Here is a 21,623-nt window from a genome sequence, read left to right on the forward strand (position 1 = left end):
AAATTAATTATTTCAATTATAATATTAATAATGTTAATCACGAACTTTGATTTCTCCGTTATTTTTAATCCTGTATTTAAAAAGGTGAAGGAGCTCGAGCTCCTTCACCTGCTTTGTCGATAAATCTATGCTTACGATTCGCTTTCAATCAGCCATTGTTCATAGTACTCATCCAACTTTTTCTGCAATGCAGTAATTTTCGCCGTCTTGGATTCGTAATCACTCCAGTCGGTTTCAATAGCTATATTCTTTTCCAAACGATCTATTTGAATTTCCAAAGAAGCGATTTCCTCTTCTATGTTTGTTTCCTTACTCAGCTTCGGCTTCTTATTAACAGGTATTTGCTTTGGAGATTCAGCGACTAATGACTCCTGCATTTCAACCCATTTTTGCCGAGCCCAGTCGAAAGGACCTTCGAACATTGTTATCGTTCCGTCCTCAAGCCACGCGGTACGGGAAAATAATTTATTCAGGAAATACCGGTCATGTGAAACAGCAAGAAGCGTTCCTGGAAAATCTTCCAATGCGTCTTCGAGCACTTCCCGTGATTCGATGTCCAAATGATTCGTCGGTTCGTCCAATACGAGGAAGTTCACGTCCTGATGCATTAGCTGCGCAAGCCGCAGTCTTGTACGCTCTCCTCCGCTCAAATCGCCAATCCTTTTGAATACATCCGGTCCGTAAAACATGAATTTCGCGAGTATATGCCGTGCTTCGCCTTCCTCGACGCCAATATCTTTACGAAAAACGTCAATCAGACGGGCTTTAGGTTCATCAATCGCGAAGTGTTGCGACAAGAAGCCCACTTTTACACTTGCACCCAATTTGCATACACCTTCGTCGGGGGTAAGTTCGCCTAGAAGCATTTTCAGTACGGTCGTTTTCCCACTTCCATTCCGTCCGACAATCGCCGCCCTGTCTTTCCAAAGAACTTGGAGATTCGCACTGCGCAATAATTCATTTCCACCGAATGATTTTACAGCTTCTTGCATGATGACGACTTCCTTGCCGCTTCGCGGAGCCGCCTCAAACGACAATGCCATTTTCCGTGGATCAATCAATGGCTTCCGAAGCTTCTCCATCCGCTCCAGTGCCCGCTCCATATTTGTTGCTTGCCGGTGCAGACCAGCATTCGGCGGATTTGCTTCATTCGCCCATATCCGTAGCCGTTTGATCGCTTCCTTCATCTTCTTGATCTTCTTCTGCTGTTCTTCATAATCTTGGAATTCGCGCAGTAGCCGTTCTTCCTTTTGTTGAACAAATGAACTGTAATTACCGAAATACAAATAGAGCTCCCCATCTTCAAGATCCGCTATCCTTTTCACGACATTATCGAGAAAATAGCGATCATGCGAAATGATGACGACTGTCCCTGAATAATCCATCAAATAGGCCTCTAGCCACTCGACAGCGAATAAGTCCAAATGGTTCGTCGGTTCATCCAAAAGAAGCAAATCAGGTTGGGTTAGCAGAAGTTTGCCTAGCATAATTTTCGTCTGTTCACCGCCGCTCATCTGGCTGAATTCCTGTTCGACAAACGATCGTAATTGAAGACCGTTGATGATCTTTTCAATTTCCGAATCCATCGCGTAACCGTCACGACGGACGAATTCATCTTGCAATTGGCCGTATTGGTGAAGCAGGCGATCCATATCCGTAGTATCCGGATTCGATAATTGCAGTTCCATTTCGGAAAGCTGCTTCTGAATAGATCTTAGTTCATCGAATGCGCTCCGGAGCACTTCATATCCGGTCATCGGCTGTTCGAATGAAGGAATTTGCGATAAATATCCGATTTTGGTTCCCTTTTTAAAATGAATGCGTCCAGCATCCGGTTGTTCGACAGCCGCAATGAGTTTGAATAATGTTGTTTTCCCGCTTCCATTCCGTCCGACGACGCCGAGCTTGTCACCTGTTTTAATTTCCAATGAAAAATTTTCAAATATGGTGTTGCCACCTAACATTTTGCTTACTTGTTGTATTGTACAAATCATAATTTTTCCGCTTCCTCTCTGATTTCACAGCTAGAAGCGCACAAAAAAAGACTGCGTTTAAGCAGCCTTCCCCAAAAATAATGTAAGGAATGATGTGCTAAACAGCTGTGTGATTACTGAAATTGTCTAAAAAAGGGCATACGTATCCCGTTGACGGCAATTTCATGAGTAATCGCACATGAAGTGGCTAAATATTCTAATAAAACTTCACGTGCATTCACAGTGTCCAACATCATTCCTCACCTCCGTCCGATTAATAGTAAGAATAGTGTAGCATGGTTAGTTCATTTCCACAATTGATTTTTTCTACATTTCAGGTTTTGCGATAAGGCCCATGAACAGGACAGCCCCGGTTTCCTCATCCGTAATCGCAAAGAAAAATGGGCGGTTCACCTCCATGACGAATGGGTCGTCAGGAGGGGCGGACCCGGCATCCATTTGCACGCCAGTCACTGCAGCTGCCTCGGTTCCTTCTTCATTCACATCGATGTATGTTTTTTGCTTTACTTTGTTGATCAGAAGGGGCTCGTCTTCTTCAATCATCTTGCTGAAATCTGCGTCCGCGTTGAATGCGCCCGTCATGCCGAGCGCTTTTAACGCCCCGTTTAGCTCTGTTTCATAGGAAAGTTTAAATTTCGGCAGAAGGATAGTGCCTCTTTGGGTCTTCATTTCCGAATGAATAGCTTTCCATTTGTCATTGGAAAGGGTGGCTTGAAATTTCTTTACGCCACGTCCTTCATTCGGAAGTACGATCGTCATGCTCATTTCGCCGTCTGCATATGGCAGCCCGATGGCTTGATAGTCGTCCGTTGCTGTATACGCCAACTCCTCCTGTAATTTCATGAACGGAATGTCTATTTCATTTCCATTATCGAGATGGAAAGCCTTCTTCTCCGTATCTTTCTTTTTAAACGGATGCTGCCAATCCCCTTTGAAATAAATAGCGTTCAACAGCATGGCTACAAGATCTTCGTCCAACGGCCCGTTAACCATTTTATCGATTTTACCGTTTGTCGCCTTTTCCACCCAGTCATTGATCCGTTTCGGCGAATCATTGCTCGTGATGTTGATTTCCTCGATTTCTGCGTTGAAATAATCCTTTGATTGATTGGCGAATTCATCTTGGAACTTATATTGATCGTTCAGCCATATAGAGTTGGCGACTTGAAGCTCGATTTCGTTTGTGTCTTTATTTAACATCGTCATAAGGGAGGCGCTCGCTTTATTCAAATCCAACGGGTCGACTCCTTCCATTTGCAAGGCTTGCGCGATTTCTTCCTTCGTCACGCCATCCGCTCCGTTATAAACCATTGCCAATGCCATTAAAAGACTAGTCGGGGAAATGAATAGATTTCCGTTATCATCCGGGGTAATTTCATTTATTAATTTGAATCCCAATTCATTATTCGGTTCAACGATTGTTTCATAATCCATTTCTCCGAATTCAACTCCTTCAGAAATTTGAAGATTGTTTTGATGGGTACTCGTTCCACAGCCGGTCAAAGGAAGCAGAAGGCTCATTCCCATAAGAGAGGCAGTAATTTTTCGTTTCAAGATGATCACCATCCTTTGGTCATTAGACTTTATCCGATTGGAAAAGTTACAGTCGAATGTTTTGCGAGTTATGCGCGAGTTGAGCGGTGATTTGCGCGAGTTGTGAGTTATGAGCAAGTTGGAGGGAGATATGCGCGAGTTTGACCTAGTTATGATTACCTCGTGACTCTTGACCTAATTCAACTTCTACAAGTTCGCTTATGGAACATCGGATGTGATCATAAATTTGACGAACCGCTCATAAATCCTGAAAACCGCTCATAAATCTCGATAACCGCTCATAAATCTCGATAACCGCTCATAAATCTCGATAACCGCTCATAAATCTCGAAATCCGCTCATAAATCCTGAAAACCGCTCATAAATCTCGAAAACCGCTCATAAATCTCGAAATCCGCTCATAAATCTCGAAATCCGCTCATAAATCTCGAAATCCGCTCATAAATCTCGAAATCCGCCTCCCTACGAAAAACGCCAAGAGCTCAATGGCTCTTGGCGTTTCCCATTACCTTATTAATCAAACGGCCATTCCGGCAGCATATGGCTTAACTTTTTATCTTCACGGTAGCCTAATACATATTCCGCTTGCATGATCGTATGGATTTCACGTGTTCCTTCGTAGATGACCGGCGCTTTCGAGTTACGCAGGAAGCGTGCGACCGGATATTCATCCGAATAGCCGTACGCGCCGTGGATTTGGAAAGCGTCATCTGCAGCTTTATTGGCAAAATCGCATGCTTGCCACTTAGCAAGGGATGTTTCGCGCGTGTTACGCAATCCTTTATTCTTCAACTCACCCGCTCGGTAGACGAGGAGGCGGCTCATTTGGTATCCCGCTTCCATATTGGCGAGCATTTGCTGGACGAGCTGGTGCTTGCCGATCGGCTTGCCGAACGTTTCGCGTTCGTGGCAATACTTTACGCTTTCTTCGATGCAACCCATTATCAAGCCGACTGCGCCTGCCGCCACGGTGAAACGACCGTTATCGAGCGCAGACATCGCGATTTTAAAGCCTTCGCCTTCCTGGCCTAACAAGTTTTCTGCAGGGATGCGCATATCTTCGAAAAACAATTCGCCCGTATTGCCCGCACGGATGCCGTATTTCCCTTTGATCGCTTTTGATGAAAAGCCAGGCGTCGTTCGCTCGACGATGAACGCACTGATGCCATGGTGCTTCTTCGATTTATCCGTGTAAGCAAACACAAGGAAATGGTCCGCAACGTCGCAAAGAGAAATCCAAGTCTTTTGTCCGTTAATGACATATTCATCCCCATCGCGCACTGCAGTTGTTGCCATCGCTGCAACATCAGAGCCCGCACCAGGTTCTGTCAATCCGAATGCACCGATTTTCTCGCCTTTCGCTTGTGGAACCAAATATTTCTGCTTCTGCTCTTCCGTCCCCCATTGCATGAGCGTCATGGAATTCAAGCCGATATGGACAGAAACCGCCGTCCGGAATGCCGTATCCCCGCGTTCCAGTTCCTCGCAAAGAATGGCGAGCGAGTTATAATCCATCCCGCTGCCGCCGTATTGTTCAGGAACGCAGACACCCATGAACCCTAAGTCCGCGAGCTTTTTCCAAATGGCCGGATCGAATCCGCCCTCTGCGTCCCATCGCTGGATATGAGGCATGATCTCCTCATCTACGAATTGGCGTGCCGTCTTGCGCAGCATTTGCTGTTCTTCTGTGAACATAAAATCCACTTCCCCAACCCCTTTCCCTAACTAGCTATTACACGTGTGCTTCCTGTGTTTTTACTGTTTCTTCAATGACAACTCCGCGTTTTTTCATCTCTTCAATGTATTCAGCCCCAGGAACGATTTTTTCCGGCGGATGAACACCGCGTTTCGTAATTGTCCCGTTACCAATCATTTGAGCGACGATTGAGATTGTATTTGCTGTCGCCCGAGCCATCGCCGTTTCATTCACCGACAGATCCTTTTTCGTCACTAAGTTATATTCATACGTCGCTGGCATTCCGTGCGCTTCGCCGCTCACAATGACTCGAAGAAGGACGGCATCAGACTTGTCGCCCAGTCGCAATTGCGGGGAAAGCTGTTCGCGCATGACATCACGGACTTTCACTTGCTTATCGCCGACTGTTACTTTATTGTCGCGCGACAACAGGCCGAGATCGACAAGCAGTTGGAACTTTTCGGCGTGTCCTTTATAACGGATCGTCTTATATTCCAATGTTTGGACGTTCGGGAATGTCTTCGTCAATGTAGATGTGCCGCCTGATGTATGGAATGCCTCGAGTTCACCGAATTCATCGAAATGGATCGTTTCCACTTCGGATAATGATGGAACCTCCAGCAGCTGTCCATCACGAATTACGTGGGACGGGTCAGTATAATGGTCGAATACCCCTTCCAACGAGAACACTACGTTGTAATTAAGCGGAGGCTCCGGCTTTACAGGTATCCCTCCTACGTAAAGCTTGATGCTTTCCACCTTATCAAGTTTGCTCGCCCCGTAGCCTGACAAAATATTGATCATTCCCGGCGCCACTCCAAGATCCGGAATGATCGTTACGCCTTTCGCTTCAGCTTTTTCTGCCAACTCCAATACTGCATCAGTCGCACCGCCGATATGTCCGCCAAGGTCGATGGAATGGACGCCGATATCAACAGCAGTTTTCGCAACCTTTTCATTGAATGTATAGAACAGCGCATTGATGACGACATCCCCAAGTGCCATCACTTCCTGCAGCTGAAGGTCATTCGTCGCATCTAGCTGCAACAGATCCAATTTGTCGGACATGAGCTGCTCTGCAAAATCTTCAGCCGCTCTTAGATGCAAGTCCGCCAAATACACTTTTGTCACGTCATCACTTTTCACTAGATCGCGTACTGCCTCTTTCCCCATTAAACCTGCTCCAAGTACAACCACTTTCATATGAACATCCCCTTTTACCCAAGATTATCCCGCATTAACTGGCTGTAAGCCCCCCTGCTAGGGGGCAACAGCCAGTAATTGCCCGATTGGTTCAACTAACAATCAGTGGAAAAACGTCACTGATTGAAGTTGCACTTTAGTCCGTGTCGATTTGTGCCCGTTGCAGTTTTCCACTGAAATCGACGTAAATGCTCTTCCACTCTGTGAATACGTCAAGCGCAGCAACACCTGAATCGCGGTGTCCATTGCCAGTTCCCTTCGTCCCCCCGAATGGAAGATGGATTTCCGCTCCCGTCGTTCCAGCGTTCACATAAACGATTCCCGTATCAAGATCCCGTTGAGCCCGGAATACTTTATTCACATCCTGCGAGAAGATGGAGCTGGACAAGCCATAAACGACGCTGTTGTTCACTTCAATCGCCTCGTCCAAGCTTTCGACTTCAATGAGCGACACGACCGGGCCGAAGATTTCCTCCTGCGCCAATCGGCTATCCCATTTCACGTCTGTGAATAAAGTCGGCTCGAAGTAATGACCTTTCTCAAAGTCGCCATCTGTCCGCACACTTCCCCCTGCCAACAGTTTCGCGCCTTCCTCTTTCCCGATTTCAACATAACTTTGGATTTTCTCCAATGCCTTTCCGTTGATAACCGGTCCGATTTTCACAGACTCGTCCAACCCGTCCCCGATTGTCAAATGCTTCATCGACGCCAATAATTTCGTTTCCAACTCTTCCTTTACATCTTTATGCACGATGACCCGGCTGCATGCGGTGCATCGTTGGCCCGCCGTTCCAAATGCACTCCAAAGGATCCCTTCCACTGCCAAGTCGATATCCGCATCATCCATGACGATGACCGCGTTCTTTCCACCCATTTCAAGCGACACTTTCTTCAAATGACGCCCGCCTGTTTCAGCTACGTGACGGCCCGTTTCCGTCGATCCCGTGAATGAAATGACACGGACATCCGGATGCTCGATCATTGCCGTCCCGACTTCAGACCCCGAGCCGAAAACGATGTTGGCAACGCCTGCCGGAAGCCCTACTTCTTCAAAGATTTTCGCCATTTCATACGCCATCATCGGTGTTTCCGTAGCTGGCTTCCAAACGAATGTATTCCCCGCGACAATTGCCGGGAATGACTTCCACGTCGCAATTGCCACCGGGAAGTTCCAAGGCGTGATCAATCCGACAACCCCGATCGGTGCACGGACGCTCATCGCGAATTTATCCTGCAGCTCAGAAGGAACTGTTTCCCCAAACAGCCTCCGACCTTCTCCCGCCATATAGAAAGCCATGTCAATCCCTTCCTGCACTTCGCCGCGGCCTTCTTCGATCACTTTCCCCATTTCACGTGTCAATACTTGAGCCAAATGCTCTTTTCGTTCCTTCATAAGATTGCCGATTGCATATAAGTAATCCGCCCGTTTCGGAGCCGGTACAAGCGCCCACTTCTTTTGCGCTTCCTTCGCCGCCTTCACAGCCAGATCCACGTCTTCACTCGTCGATAAACGCACTTGCGCCAGCTCTTCTCCATTTGCCGGATTCGTGACAGCCGTATATTTCGCACCCCCGCTATCTTGCCAGGAACCTCCGATAAAGTTGTTTAATTGCATGTCCTCATTTCCCCTTTCCAACACGTACTTTTTGAAACCGCTTACAGTCTATCTATTTCGACATTATCCTTCCGAATTCCTTCTTTTATTAAAATTAAATATGGAAAAATCCACTAAAACTAAGCTTTTAAAATATGAAAAAAAGCGTAGACGAGTTGTCTACACCTTTTTTATTCTTTTACAGTCTTCGTTTCAATTGAACTTTCCGCAGTCGGTGGATTCATGTCTTCATATTTCGGAGGTAGTACTCTTTTAATGAACAATGTGAGAATCAGGGCAACAACAGCAATAATGGTAGCAACGAAGAAGGAATAATTGATGCCGTCCAGCATCGCCTTCAAGCCGATTTCATGCTCCAATGCCGCCATTCCGCCTTTATCCGTAGGTATGTTTCCGCTTGCCGCTGCATCTTTAAATAGGGATTCCCCCGATTTTTCCATCCGCTTCGTCATAATTGTAAGCAGAATCGCCGAACCGATCGCGCCGGAAACTTGTTGCAACGTATTATTCATCGCTGTTCCGTGCGGGTTTGATTTCATCGGTAACTGATTCAAACCGTTTGTCATAATCGGCATCATGACCATGGACATCCCGAACATCCGGATTGTATAAAGCGCCATCAAATAGTAATATCCTGAATGCAATTCAAGTTTGCTCAAATAAAACGTCGTAACAACCGTAATGAGCAGTCCAACGATCGCAAGGATTCGAGCACCATATTTATCGAACAAGCGGCCAGTAATCGGCGACATGATTCCCATGAGCACCGCACCAGGAAGCATCAAAATTCCTGCTTCAAACGGCGAAATCCCTCGAACTTCCTGAACGTAAAGCGGCGTAAGGATCATCCCTGAGAACATCGCTACTGACAAAACAATCGAAATGACCGATGCAAGTGCAAACATCGGGTACTTATAAATTCTAAAATCCAACATAGGTTCTTCCATACGTAATTGCCGAAGGATGAAGACAATTAGTGAGATCGCTCCAATTGCAATTGTTCCGTAAACAACAGGAGCGCCCCATCCTTTATCTCCCGCTGAGCTGAATCCATACAGCAGACCGCCGAAACCGATGCTCGACAAAGCGAGGGAGAAAACATCTAGTTTCACAGACGTATTCGGCGTAATATCTTTCAACTTCCAAAGCGCAAAGAGGATCGTAACAATCGCAAACGGCAACACGATTTCAAAAAGTGTACGCCATGAATAATGTTCGACAATCCAACCCGACAATGTCGGCCCGATTGCAGGCGCCGTAAACATGACAAGCCCGAACATCCCCATCGCCGATCCTCTTTTCTCAATCGGAAACGCGACAAGCATAACGTTCATTAATAACGGCATCATCAATGCGGAACCCGATGCTTGAATCATACGCGACGCAACGAGCAGACCGAACGTCGGCGCAAAGATGGCTAAAGCCGTTCCAATCGTAAATAACGTCATCGCCGTTAAAAATAGTCTACGGTTCGTAAACTTTTGGACAAAGAAAGCACTTGCCGGAATCATGATGCCGTTCACGAGCATATAACCAGTCGTCAGCCATTGAACCGCAGACGGCTTCACCGCAAACTCATTCATAATAGAAGGCAAGGCAATATTCAATAATGTATTGTTTAAAATCGCGACGAACGCCCCGAAGAATAAAATCGCTATCATTCCATAAGGAGGCTTTTCGTGCATTTTCTTTATATCCATTTCCAATAGAATTCCTCCATTCAATTTCTAATCTCCCATACACAATTAAACATTTTATACTCTTAGTTCAAAATACGCAACGAAGGAAAACGTTTTCATACAAAAAAAGTTTTAAACACTGTTATATCAGCTCTTTGTTTGATAAAATAAATTTGTACTTACAGTCCAATATTAAATAATGATATAGGGTGATATAGATGAATGACCGTAAACACCAAGTCATGTTGACTGCGAAAAAGCTGTTTATTGAGAAGGGATTCACATCCACTTCCATCCAAGACATCCTAGAAGAGGCGAAAATCTCCAAAGGGACATTTTATAATTATTTCACTTCCAAAAACGAGTGTCTCATGGCCATATTGGAAGTTGCACATAACGAGTCTGTCATTCGGAGACGCGAACTTCTCGCCGGGCGGAATAAAAAAGATAAAGACATATTGGCAGAGCAAATCCTCGTCAGGATGCAAGTAAACCGCGAGTTAAATTTACTTCCGATTTACGAGGCAGTTTTCTATTCCAATGATGAAGAGCTCCGTAATTTCGTGAAGGGGTACCATCTTGACGAGTTGAAATGGATTGCCAGTCGGCTCATCGATGTTTATGGCAAGGAAGCGGAGCCCCACGCTTTCGACTGCTCGGTCATGACCCTTGGGATGATCCAACAACTGAACCATTTTTGGAAAGTTGGCTCCTCCAAGGAACCGGACATTGGAAAACTTGTCCACTTCACGTTTCGGAGGATGGACGCCCTTATGTCCGACTTGATTGAACAGAACGATGTCTTACTTGAAAATCATATGATTACACCTTTAAGGCTCTCTTCCAAAGAACTGAAAGTAAAAATTCAAGACGAACTTCTCGCACTGAAAAAGGAGCCCGAGCTGGATGACAGCAGTTTGGAATATACAACCTTCCTATTAACGGAATTGCAATCCGATAAACCAAGGGTGTACCTTTTGGAAGCTGTCAGCCGTTCATTCCGAGAAGCTGGCAACGGCACGAAGCTTGCTGATCGTGTGAACGAAGTCTTATATCTTCTATGGAAATATATCGATTCAATTAATACAAAGTAATGAAACTTTTGAAGACGTCCGCCGTACAATTAATCAGCAACTAAATTGGAGGAGGCTATTTATGAACAACCACGAAATCGATTTCAAACTGTACGGAGACGATATGCAATTTGTAGAGGTCGAACTCGATCCAGGCGAAACAGTCGTCGCTGAGGCCGGTTCCTTAATGATGATGGAGGACGGAATTGAAATGGAGACGATTTTCGGAGACGGCTCAGGCAGCTCAGGCGGTGGAATTATGGGCAAATTAATGGGGGCCGGCAAACGTCTATTAACTGGGGAAAGTCTCTTCATGACGACGTTCACGAATGAAGGTTCAGGTAAAAAGCACGCTTCCTTCGCAGCTCCGTATCCCGGCAAAATCATTCCGATGGATTTAAGTGAATATAACGGCAAGATCATCTGCCAGAAAGATGCATTTTTAGCAGCCGCAAAAGGCGTTTCCGTAGGGGTTGAATTCCAAAGGAAAGTCGGCGTAGGCTTTTTCGGCGGCGAAGGCTTCATTATGCAGAAACTTGAAGGGGATGGCATGGCTTTCGTACATGCCGGCGGAACAATTATTGAGAAGACTCTTTCTCCAGGTGAAACATTACGCGTCGATACGGGATGTCTCGTCGCCATGACACAGGACGTCGACTACAATATTGAAATGGTAAAAGGCGTAAAAACCGCTTTATTCGGCGGCGAGGGATTATTCTTCGCAACATTGAAAGGTCCGGGAAAAGTATGGATCCAATCATTGCCGTTCTCAAGACTTGCAAGCCGCGTCTTTGCAGCAGCACCGCAAACTCCAGGCGGCGGTTCACGTGACGAAGGAAGCATCGCAGGCGGATTGTTCAATATGCTTGGTGGAAAATAAGAAAGTAAAACCGGAACGCCTCGGCGTCCCGGTTTTTTCATGCTCGAACCACTCATAAAGTTGTAAAATCACGCATAAATCCCCAAATTGAAACATAAACCGCCCATATCGCTCATAAATGCCGTTATTCGCGCATAAACGGACATATTACCTTAATTTGCGCCATTCAACAACAGCCATATATAACGCGCTTCCTCTTCACTTCCCGGGTGGATATTCATCTGTTTCGGATAATCGATCGTTTTCGCCTTGAACGTCATCAAATGCATGACATGGCCATTCGCTTTCGCCGCTTTATCAAGCATTTCTCTAGCATCTTCCGATTTCCCGCCAGATGCTTCATGCTCCAATTTCCAGTCAAGATATAAATACGTCGCATCATTTTGCGAACCTTTTTCATAGCGAACCATCAGTTCAGCAGCTTCGTTAAATCGCTCGGCATGAATCAAACAAGCAACCGCTTCAAAACGTGCACCTTGATTATCCGTCGGGTTCATTCGGACAAGATCCTTGAATACATCTGCCGCTTCGTCAAATTCTCTTTGTTTGAACAAATGGACGCCATACGCGAAAGCCGCACGCATGAATGGCCGGTTTGGGAGGTTCATCCACGGATTTTCACCCGGCTCGAACATCTTGCTTGCATTGCGAATTGCCTTTTCGTATAGAGCGGACGCATTCTTCACATCGCCTTCTACTTCCGCCTCAAGCAATAGCGCATCCGGAAGCTCGGATGAAATTGCTGACGCTCTCTCAGCGAGGTCCCGCCGTTCCTCTTCGCTTTCCGCCGCATACGCTTCATACGCTAGCATTTGCGCCCTTCCTTCATCGACATCAGGCTTCCGTTCCGGCTCAACGACACCAGCCGTCGTCATCGCCGTTTCCCAAAGTCCTTTTTCTGTCGGCCGCGGATCCGTTCCGATATCGAATACAACATTCGCCATCGGTTCGTCGAAGCTGCCCATCATTTCTTCATATAGAGAGGATAAATCATCCACAAACGGTTTCATCCCTTCAAGAGATGCTTCGTATCGGGACGCAATTTCCTCCTCGCTATCTTTAAGATTTCTTACGACGCCGTGTTTCGCCCCCGTCCAAACGGCTGCCGAGACAAAATCATTCACCGACGGAATCTCCTGCTGAATATTCATGAAGTACGCGACCGCTAATTTATGCATAATTTCCCTTGTATCCGTGTCTTGTCCGAGTTCGCGCAACGCCACTTCCAACGCTTTCAATGCATCCAATTGCGAAGGGACGAGTACTTCCTCAACCAATTCATTCAGTGAAGCTAGGCTCCGTTTAATGAAAAGCTCATAAATATCGAGCGCATGTGCACGCACAAATTCCTCCAACGTCTTCCCTTCATTAGCTTCGCGCAATTCCATCAACGACCGCTTCGTCTGCTTGCTCCACTTTGCGAGGAACATCATCGAAGAAACAGGCGCGATTGCGTCTTCCCTTTTTCTCGGATCACGCAGCACCGCCCCGAACAGTAATGTCCCTTCATCGACCGGCATTCCTTCATTGCGGGTGACATAATATTCTTCTCCAGTGAACAGCTGACGGACTTTCAGCATGCTCGTTTCTGCGCCAACCACTTCCGCGAGCAGCATAAACGGCTCGTCCCACGCCTTCAAAACTGAAACGACCGCTTCACGCTTCGCTATCCTTATCTGCTCCTCTATGTATTCATGCCAGCCTGTCGGATTATATACGAATAAATAAAATTCACCTGCTGCCTCTTCAATATCGTCCTTCGTCCAGCTGTCCGAAAGACGAAGAAGCCACTCCCGCATTATCCGGATCATCTCTTTCCGGTCTTCCCCTTTTGGATAGAGCTCAAAGAAATTGCCAAGGATTTGATCCAGCTCTTCATTCACAAGCAGACCGACTAAATCAGGACCCTTCTTTCCACAGCATTTCTTATATTTCTTCCCGCTTCCGCATGTACAAGGATCATTTCTGCCAATCATCATACAACCCCCTATTGATGCTTTCCTTCATCATAACAAATACGGTGAGTGGCTGTCGCTTTGCTCTACTTCTGTAGGGGTCGAAAGTCCTGAAATGACGATAACTTTGTGAAATCGATCGATAACTCGCCCCAACTGAACGATAACTTCTCAGAAGTGACCGATAACTTGTTCCAACTGACCGATAAACCTCCGGAAATGACCGATAAGAAAAACACCCAGGGCTCCCCCGGGTGTTTCCACACAAACTATAGCAATAAATACGCGATTGGCGTCACGATGATGATTGTCAAAATGACACGTTGCACCCAAATTGCAATGAGTTGCGGAATGGAAATAGGAATTTCCGTCGAAACGATACACGGCACAACCGCCGAGAAGAAGATGATCGACGAAACCGATACGACTGCGATGACGAACTTGACGACTAATGCCGATTCCACAACGAGCAATGCTGGCAAGAACATCTCCGCGATACCGAGCGCACTCGCTTTTGCGACTAACATCGGCTCTGGCAGCTGCAATGCCCATGTGAACGGATAGAAAATATATCCGATCCAATCAAATACAGGCGTAAACTCTGCCAACACAAGGCCTAACAGTCCGATGGATAAAATCGATGGCAGGATTGCCATTGCCATGAGGAGTCCGTCTTTAACATTCATTACGATATTTTGTCCGAGCGTCGGCGCTTTCGAAACCGTCTCCATTGCTTCTTCCCACGCAGTCGCGATGCGCTTCCCTTCCGGTTTCACTTCAGGCTGCGGCGTCGACCCTTCATAATACTCATTTTTAATCGAACGCAACGGCCATAAATGCACCGTAATTGCCGTGACGATAAACGTGACAAGTAACGTCACCCAGAAATACAAATTCCACATGCTCATTAAGTCGAGCGTCTTCGCAACGACAACCATGAAAGTCGCAGAAACCGTTGAGAATCCCGTCGCGATGATAGCGGCTTCCTTCGCCGTATATTTCCCTTCTTTATATACACGGTTTGTAATTAACAGTCCTAACGAATACGAACCGACAAATGAAGCGACGGCATCGATTGCAGACCTTCCCGGCGTCTTCCAAATCGGGCGCATGATCGGCTGCACGAGAACGCCGATGAATTCCAATAGGCCGTATCCGACTAATAAAGCTAAAAACACTGCACCGATCGGGACTAACAACCCGACAGGTATAACGAGTTTATTCAACAGGAACGGCCCCATGCTTGGATCAAAAAGCCATCCAGGTCCTACATTGAAGACAAGCATGATTCCGACAACCAAGCCGATTACTTTAAAAAACGAAAAAACCATATTGACGGTCGATTTTTTCCAAGTACCTGAAACGAACGGATAGACCGCACCGGCTAAAATGACGAGCAACGCATAATACGGCAGCGCCCCGCTGCCATACGTTTGAATCCACGTGACAATATGATCCAGCATGATCGAATTCTTTCCGCCGATTGTGACCGGAACGAAAAACATGAATGCCCCGATTGCGCTAAAGACAAAAAACTTCCACATGCCAGGATTTGATTGCGCTTTCACTTTCTCCCCTACTTGCGCCATAAACTTTCCCCCTTCTCCTAATGTTCCAATAACTTCAATTGAAAGAAAACCGTGAATGAAGCCCCTATCTGTTCATTCACGGCAAAGCATTACCCTACGACCTGTTCTCCCTTTTTCCAAACCTTATCGACGTGATTCACGCCAAATAAATATTGAAGCTCCTGATAGTTCGAGATGTTCCATATGACGACATCCCCTTGCTTCCCGACTTCGAGCGACCCGACTTTGTCCTCCATCTTGATCGCGCAAGCTGCATTCATCGTTGCCGCGACAAGCGCTTCGGCAGGCGTCAAACGCATCGAAATGCACGCCAAGTTCATGACGAGAGGCATTGAAGTCGTCGGTGACGAGCCTGGATTGCAGTCCGTCGAAATAGCGACAGCTACGCCTTCATCGACCATTTGACGTCCCTTGGCAGCTTCCTCACGTAAGTACAAAGCAGTTGCCGGCAATAAACAAGCGATCACGCCTGCTTCCGCCATCTGTTTGATGCCTTCGTCAGATGCCTTTAATAGATGCTCCGCCGATATGGCACCGACTTTCGCCGCAAGCTCCGCCCCTCCGTATGACTCAATTTCGTCAGCATGGATTTTCGGAATCAACCCAAACTTCTTCCCCGCCTCCAAAATGCGTTCGGACTGCTCGGGGGTAAACACGCCCACTTCGCAGAACACATCGTTGAAAACTGCAAGCTTCTCTTCTGCCACGACAGGAAGCATGTCATTAATAATGCTATCAATATATTCATCTTCATTGCCTTTATATTCTTGCGGGACGGCATGCGCACCCATGAATGTCGGCACAAGGTCGATCGGATGGATGTCATTCAACCGCTTCATCGCCCGAAGCTGCTTCAGCTCCGTTTCAAGATCGAGCCCATAACCGCTTTTCCCTTCAACTGTCGTCACACCATGCTTCAGGAATGAATCCAATCTGCGCAACGTCTGCTCCACGAGTTCATCTTCCGTCGCTTCACGCGTCATTCGTGTCGTCGCATGAATGCCGCCTCCCGCATTCATGATTTCCATATACGTCGCACCTTCGAGACGCATTTCGAATTCCCGTTCGCGGCTTCCGCCATAAGCAACATGCGTATGCGGATCGACGAGGCCAGGCGTCACGAGTCGTCCTGTCGCATCAATGATGTCCGCTTCTGAAGCCCGGTCTCCGTACTCGCGCTCCAATTCCTCAGTCGCCCCAATTGCTGCAATGACGCCATTTTCAATCCAAACACTGCCGTCTTCGATAATACCTAGGTCAGACATTTCCTTACGCTTACGCGGCTCGTTTTTGCCCGCGATTGTCGCAAGTTGTGCTGCATGTTTGATCCAAATTGGTTTCAAGAATCTCATCCTTCCATCATCGGGATGTTAACCCCTTTTTCCTTCGCTGTCTGAATAGCGAGATCATAGCCCGCGTCGACGTGACGAGCGATGCCCATTCCAGGATCCGAAGTCAACACACGCTCAAGACGCGCTTCCGCTTCCTTCGTTCCGTCCGCGACAATAACCATGCCCGCATGCTGTGAATACCCCATCCCGACGCCGCCGCCATGATGGACAGATACCCAAGTCGCCCCGCCGACCGCATTGATCATTGCATTTAAGATCGGCCAGTCAGAAACAACATCCGAGCCATCCTTCATCGCTTCCGTCTCACGGTTAGGAGATGCAACTGAACCTGAATCGAGGTGATCGCGTCCGATGACGATCGGCGCACTCAATTCACCGCTTGCGACCATATCATTGATGATTTTTCCAAAACGCGCACGCTCGCCGTATCCTAACCAGCAAATCCGTGAAGGAAGCCCTTGGAATTGGATTTTCTCCTGCGCCATTCTGATCCAATTGCAAAGATGTGTATTATAGCTGAATTCACGCAAGATGACTTCGTCCGTCTTCCGGATATCTTCCGGGTCTCCCGAAAGCGCCACCCAGCGGAAAGGTCCTTTCCCTTCGCAGAATTGCGGACGGATATACGCTGGAACGAATCCCGGGAATTCAAATGCCCGTTCAACGCCTTCATCCTTCGCCACTTGACGGATGTTGTTTCCGTAGTCGAATGTGATGGCGCCTTTATCCATCATCTCGATCATTGCCGCGACATGCTTCGCCATGGAAGCTTTCGACCGTTTCACGTACTCATCCGGATTTGTAGCGCGAAGATCCGCAGCTTCCTCAAGCGACATGCCGGATGGAATATAACCATTCAGTGGGTCATGCGCAGATGTCTGATCTGTCAATACATCCGGATTGAATCCACGTGCAATCATTTCTGGCAATAAATCCGCCGCATTCCCTAGAAGACCGATCGACAGCGCCTTCCCTTCCGCCTTCGCCTCTTCCGCCAGACGAATCGCTTCATCCAAGGAGTCCGTTTTTACATCCGTATAACGTGTTTCAATACGGCGATCGATCCGTGTTTCATCGACTTCGATGCCGATGCACACGCCACCCGCCATCGTAACTGCCAATGGCTGCGCACCGCCCATGCCGCCGAGGCCAGCCGTCAATGTGATCGTCCCTTTCAACGAATCCCCGAAATGTTGCTTTGCAAGCTCCGCAAATGTTTCATACGTCCCTTGCACAATTCCTTGCGATCCGATATAAATCCAGCTGCCCGCTGTCATTTGCCCATACATCATCAAGCCCTTCTTGTCGAGCTCATGGAATGTGTCCCAATTGGCGTAAGCCGGGACAATATTCGAATTGGCAATCAATACGCGAGGTGCATCTGTATGTGATTTGAAAATTGCAACCGGTTTACCCGATTGAATCAATAATGTTTCATCATTTTCAAGTTCCTTCAAAGAACGAACGATGGCGTCAAAGCTTTCCCAGTTACGCGCCGCCTTCCCAATTCCCCCATAAACGACGAGCTTCTCAGGATGCTCCGCTACGTCAGGATGCAAATTGTTCATGAGCATCCGAAGTGCCGCCTCCTGCTGCCACCCCTTCGTATTCAATTCTGTACCTGTATATTGAACGACCTTCTCCACTGTATCCGCTTTCATTTTATAACAACCTCCCTTTCGTTACTATCATTCTATAGGGAAGTTTCAGATAATTGTTTATGAAATGATAATAATATTACACTTTATTGACTAATAAATAATAAACTTTTGAATAATTTTGATGAATATAACTCCTGTTGCTACCAAATAAAAGAGCGAACCATTCCTTGACTGCATCAAGAAACAGTTCACCCTTTTAAAGCAACATCCCTAAAAATGTTTCAAAATTCACGCCGTCCTGGCTTATAATTCGTTCCTTCACGGTCGCTTCGATTGCGGAAGATAAAAACTTCTCTGCAAGCTCCATTGTCTCTGCAACGTCTTGGCCGCGCATCATTCCGCCCATGATGACCGATGCAAATAAATCACCTGTCCCCGAATAGCTCATACCGTTATATTCCTGAAGACTGTGAAACGTTCGGAAATCGTCGATATACATATTGCCAACTTGTCTTGTTTCCGATATGGCTGGCGGATTTAAGCCGGTAACGATGACTTTCGCGCCGGTCATTGACTGCAACTGTCGGCCCGCCTCCTCAATCGCGGATAAATAATCTTCGTTCGCCCGATAACTTTGCAGCTTTTCAAACGGCACTCCCGTCAGTAGACAGCACTCCGTAACGTTCGGCGTGATAATATCCGCGCGCCTCGCCAGCTCTTTCATATAATCAATCAGCTCACCTGACAAAGCCTCATACATCTCTCCCCGATCGCCCATGACAGGGTCGACAAGCAACGTTGTCTCTTCTTTGTAAAACGTATCTAAAAACGAAAAAATATTTTCAATCTGCTCTTTTCCTGTCACGAACCCCGTATGAATACCGTCAAAAGCAGCGCCCAACTTGCTCCACTCGTCTATAAAATGATGCATCTTCGACGTCAAATCCTCACAATAATAGCTCGGATACTCTGTCTGTGACGTCAAAATGGCAGTCGGCAGCGGCACTGCTTGCACTCCCATGACGGATAAGACCGGGATGGCCGCTGTAAGCGAGCATTTTCCGAAGGATGACATATCTTGGATCACCGCAACTTTTCTCATTACACTTCCCACCTACCTCGTCGGTACTAGCATTTCCTCCATCGTACCACAAGAAGGGAAAAGCAAGAATACAGAGACCGACAATTTCTGCCTCACTCAACTGACCCCTATTACTTTCATCGAACTGGCACTTTTGTGATGGTCAGATCTCCAGTAAAATGAAAGTACTCAAAATTCCATGAAGTGAGGAAGTGGATTCGCAAATGCAAATCATACAGCGTAAAAAACAACCGGATACTAATTTAGTAATTATACAACGCCAAACGCGTACGAAAACTTTCGATTTAGTGCTTACCGCTATTTTGTCGGCATTTGTACTTATCGCAACGATGATCAATATAAAACTTCCATTTGGGCAAGGCGGTTTGATTCACCTAGGAACAGCGATGCTGTTTATCGTCGCCATTTTATTTGGACCGAAAAAGGGAGCACTTGCAGGAGCCATCGGAATGGGCTTGTTTGATATCTTTGGCGGTTGGGCCATTTGGGCGCCAACGACCATCGTCGCTCGCGCCTTGCAGGGCTATATCGTCGGGAAAATCGCTTGGTCGAAAGGTCACCGGGGTGATAACGTCAACCTCAACATCTGGGCTGCCGTTGCTTCGACGCCTGTCATGCTTGCAGTCTACTACATCGGGCAAGGAATTATGTACAACAACTGGGTGGCACCACTTGCATCCATACCGGGTGACCTCATTCAAAGCGTCGTCGGTCTGCTTATTGCCATACCGCTTTGCCTCACTTTGAAAAAGACACCGTTTTTCCGGAAGAAATTTTAAATAATATGCAGTGAGGAAAATCTATCTCATTCCTCACTGCTTTTTTTATATCTCTATCTCATTCTAAATTGATAGGGCGTCATGCCCGTCTCCTCTTTGAACCGCCGACTGAAATACGTGGAATGCGTAAACCCGGCAGACCGTGAAACTTCTGCAACGGGCAAGTCAGTCTCTGTCAATAAACGCTTTGCTTCCTCTATCCGCATTTTCAGCAATGCTTCACTGAAAGGCTGCCCCGCCTCCTTCGCAAACTTGCGGCTCAACGTGCTTTTGTGAAGCTTCAGCTCGTCCGCGCATGCCGCCAAGCTCCAGGAAGCATCCCAATAATTTGCTGCAATCCTTTCCCGAACTTTGTCGACTAAGCTGCCTACCTGATTCGATCGGCCGACGGAAGACTGAAGCAATTCCACGATGAACCCGATGAAAGATTGTATGATATGGTACATAACCGGCTCGCGGATGACCGTTTCGAAGAGGGAATGGTAAGCCTGCTCCACCGGTTGCGACTTCAATGATTTCGCAGTCATGTACCGGCGGATTTGCGCCAGTATGCTTGTCAACCGCACACGGACCATTTCGGGGTCTGGGAATGGTGATTCAAGTGTGAGAAAATCCTGCTCCATCCAATCTCGGATTTCCGACACCTGCTGTTTCTCGAGCATCTCCACCCACTTCCGCTGCTCAAGCGGTGACAGGAAAGGATCCATATCCCTCCAATGGAGATCCTCTTTTTCTATTGTCACGATATCGTAGCCGTCATAGAAAATCTTCTCGTGAAAACGGCGCATCTTTTTATACAGCACCCGGTAGCCCTCTCCGATTTCAGCTGTATATAAATAAATCGTCAACAGCGCATCCGACTGGCGCTTCCATTGTGCGAAAAACATCGAGTATGCTTCTTGGAGAACATGAAGATTTTGCAATTTATGGACGACTAACACAAAATCTGAAAACGGAAAAATGTCATAAGCCGTCGGAAAATCATGCAATTCAAGTTCGCGGACAAGATGGTCGAGATCTTCTGGCCGCGATGGCGCGATTAAACTCAAAAGCACTGGGTGTTCTGTACGCGCATCCCCGAGGAGAAGGTTTTCATAGATGACGCGGCCTTCCTTCTGCCGGACAGGGTTTTTGAGCTGCGCCTGTTCGTTGCGCCACCTGAAGCGGATTTGCTGGACTTGTTTAAGGAGCCGCTCGGGCGGAAACGGTCTGAAAAGGATGTCTTCCGCTTTCAGAGAGAGCGCTTTGTAGACGGTTTGGAATGTTCTTTCCGATGAGATGGCGAGCCAGATGGCTTGCGGGGGCAGCTCAATTTCATCCTGCAGGATGGTATCCATGTCGATGATGTAGAGATATGTGTCGGCTAGCCCTTCCGCCTTCCTTGCAATCTCCACTTCCATGTCGGTCCACTGGGAGGTGAGCAGCCATTTGAGCCCTTGCGCTTCGAGAGGGTCTTTGATGAGCAGTTGGATGTTCATAATTTCGCCTTCTTCCCAATCGATAGTTGGAATAATCATAATCCAGCTATATACTGAAGGCAAGAAGTCTTCT

General features: G+C 47.1%; 16 protein-coding genes. 3 read left to right on the top strand and 13 right to left on the bottom strand.

Translation table 11 applies throughout. The features are described from left to right. Positions 1 to 131: 131 nt before the first annotated feature. From abc-f to ACTHPA_RS01840, 7 genes are all read right to left on the bottom strand, one after another. Entirely contained in the window at positions 132 to 1,994 is a 1,863-nt protein-coding gene (abc-f, locus tag ACTHPA_RS01810; RefSeq protein WP_440498346.1) for a ribosomal protection-like ABC-F family protein, read from the bottom strand. 113 nt (positions 1,995 to 2,107) lie between these two features. Next, positions 2,108 to 2,230 (bottom strand): RAxF-45 family protein, encoded by a 123-nt coding sequence (locus tag ACTHPA_RS01815; protein WP_440498347.1) that lies wholly within the window; start codon positions 2,228 to 2,230, stop codon positions 2,108 to 2,110. A gap of 70 nt (positions 2,231 to 2,300) precedes the next feature. Then, positions 2,301 to 3,548 carry a serpin family protein gene (locus ACTHPA_RS01820; protein WP_440498348.1) on the bottom strand — a complete coding sequence of 416 codons (1,248 nt, stop codon included), beginning with the start codon at positions 3,546 to 3,548 and terminating at the stop codon, positions 2,301 to 2,303. A 513-nt stretch (positions 3,549 to 4,061) separates the two neighbouring features. Next, a complete protein-coding gene (locus ACTHPA_RS01825) occupies positions 4,062 to 5,252 on the bottom strand; it encodes an acyl-CoA dehydrogenase family protein (RefSeq protein ID WP_440498349.1) in 1,191 nt (396 codons plus the stop codon). Between the two features lie 28 nt (positions 5,253 to 5,280). After that, positions 5,281 to 6,447, bottom strand: coding sequence for a saccharopine dehydrogenase C-terminal domain-containing protein (locus ACTHPA_RS01830; protein WP_440498350.1), 1,167 nt, complete (start codon positions 6,445 to 6,447; stop codon positions 5,281 to 5,283). 136 nt (positions 6,448 to 6,583) lie between these two features. Then, positions 6,584 to 8,062: an aldehyde dehydrogenase family protein gene (locus tag ACTHPA_RS01835; protein ID WP_440498351.1), complete on the bottom strand. Its 1,479-nt coding sequence runs from the start codon at positions 8,060 to 8,062 to the stop codon at positions 6,584 to 6,586. 170 nt (positions 8,063 to 8,232) lie between these two features. After that, entirely contained in the window at positions 8,233 to 9,762 is a 1,530-nt protein-coding gene (locus tag ACTHPA_RS01840; protein WP_440498584.1) for a DHA2 family efflux MFS transporter permease subunit, read from the bottom strand. Positions 9,763 to 9,959: 197 nt separating this feature from the next. Here ACTHPA_RS01840 and ACTHPA_RS01845 point away from each other — a divergent pair, with 197 nt between their 5' ends. Both ACTHPA_RS01845 and ACTHPA_RS01850 read left to right on the top strand, forming a co-directional pair. Then, the gene (locus tag ACTHPA_RS01845; RefSeq protein WP_440498352.1) at positions 9,960 to 10,835 is read left to right on the top strand and encodes a TetR/AcrR family transcriptional regulator; all 876 of its coding nucleotides are present in this window, start codon (positions 9,960 to 9,962) and stop codon (positions 10,833 to 10,835) included. Between the two features lie 61 nt (positions 10,836 to 10,896). Next, positions 10,897 to 11,694: a TIGR00266 family protein gene (locus tag ACTHPA_RS01850; RefSeq protein WP_440498353.1), complete on the top strand. Its 798-nt coding sequence runs from the start codon at positions 10,897 to 10,899 to the stop codon at positions 11,692 to 11,694. A 152-nt stretch (positions 11,695 to 11,846) separates the two neighbouring features. Here the strand turns inward: ACTHPA_RS01850 and ACTHPA_RS01855 are convergent, their stop codons facing one another. The 5 genes from ACTHPA_RS01855 to ACTHPA_RS01875 all read right to left on the bottom strand — a co-directional run bounded on the left by ACTHPA_RS01855 (position 11,847) and on the right by ACTHPA_RS01875 (position 19,293). After that, positions 11,847 to 13,670, bottom strand: coding sequence for a tetratricopeptide repeat protein (locus ACTHPA_RS01855; RefSeq protein ID WP_440498354.1), 1,824 nt, complete (start codon positions 13,668 to 13,670; stop codon positions 11,847 to 11,849). Between the two features lie 248 nt (positions 13,671 to 13,918). Beyond that, on the bottom strand, positions 13,919 to 15,238 hold the full coding sequence (locus ACTHPA_RS01860) for a YjiH family protein (protein ID WP_440498355.1): 1,320 nt from the start codon (positions 15,236 to 15,238) through the stop codon (positions 13,919 to 13,921). An 89-nt stretch (positions 15,239 to 15,327) separates the two neighbouring features. Beyond that, on the bottom strand, positions 15,328 to 16,581 hold the full coding sequence (hutI, locus tag ACTHPA_RS01865) for an imidazolonepropionase (protein ID WP_440498356.1): 1,254 nt from the start codon (positions 16,579 to 16,581) through the stop codon (positions 15,328 to 15,330). Positions 16,582 to 16,586: 5 nt separating this feature from the next. Next, the gene (gene hutU, locus ACTHPA_RS01870) at positions 16,587 to 18,251 is read right to left on the bottom strand and encodes a urocanate hydratase (RefSeq protein WP_440498357.1); all 1,665 of its coding nucleotides are present in this window, start codon (positions 18,249 to 18,251) and stop codon (positions 16,587 to 16,589) included. A gap of 196 nt (positions 18,252 to 18,447) precedes the next feature. Then, positions 18,448 to 19,293 carry a pyridoxamine kinase gene (locus tag ACTHPA_RS01875; protein ID WP_440498358.1) on the bottom strand — a complete coding sequence of 282 codons (846 nt, stop codon included), beginning with the start codon at positions 19,291 to 19,293 and terminating at the stop codon, positions 18,448 to 18,450. A gap of 203 nt (positions 19,294 to 19,496) precedes the next feature. Between ACTHPA_RS01875 and ACTHPA_RS01880 the strand changes: the two genes are divergently transcribed. Further along, complete coding sequence (locus ACTHPA_RS01880; RefSeq protein WP_440498359.1) at positions 19,497 to 20,072, top strand: ECF transporter S component; 576 nt, start codon at positions 19,497 to 19,499, stop codon at positions 20,070 to 20,072. A gap of 53 nt (positions 20,073 to 20,125) precedes the next feature. Here ACTHPA_RS01880 and ACTHPA_RS01885 read toward each other — a convergent pair whose 3' ends face one another. Next, positions 20,126 to 21,613, bottom strand: a complete 1,488-nt coding sequence (locus ACTHPA_RS01885; protein WP_440498360.1) for a helix-turn-helix transcriptional regulator — start codon at positions 21,611 to 21,613, stop codon at positions 20,126 to 20,128. Positions 21,614 to 21,623 lie beyond the last annotated feature (10 nt).

Origin of the sequence: Sporosarcina sp. SAFN-015 (assembly GCF_051966875.1) — a bacterium.
In the GTDB taxonomy this organism is placed as follows: Bacteria; Bacillota; Bacilli; order Bacillales_A; family Planococcaceae; genus Sporosarcina.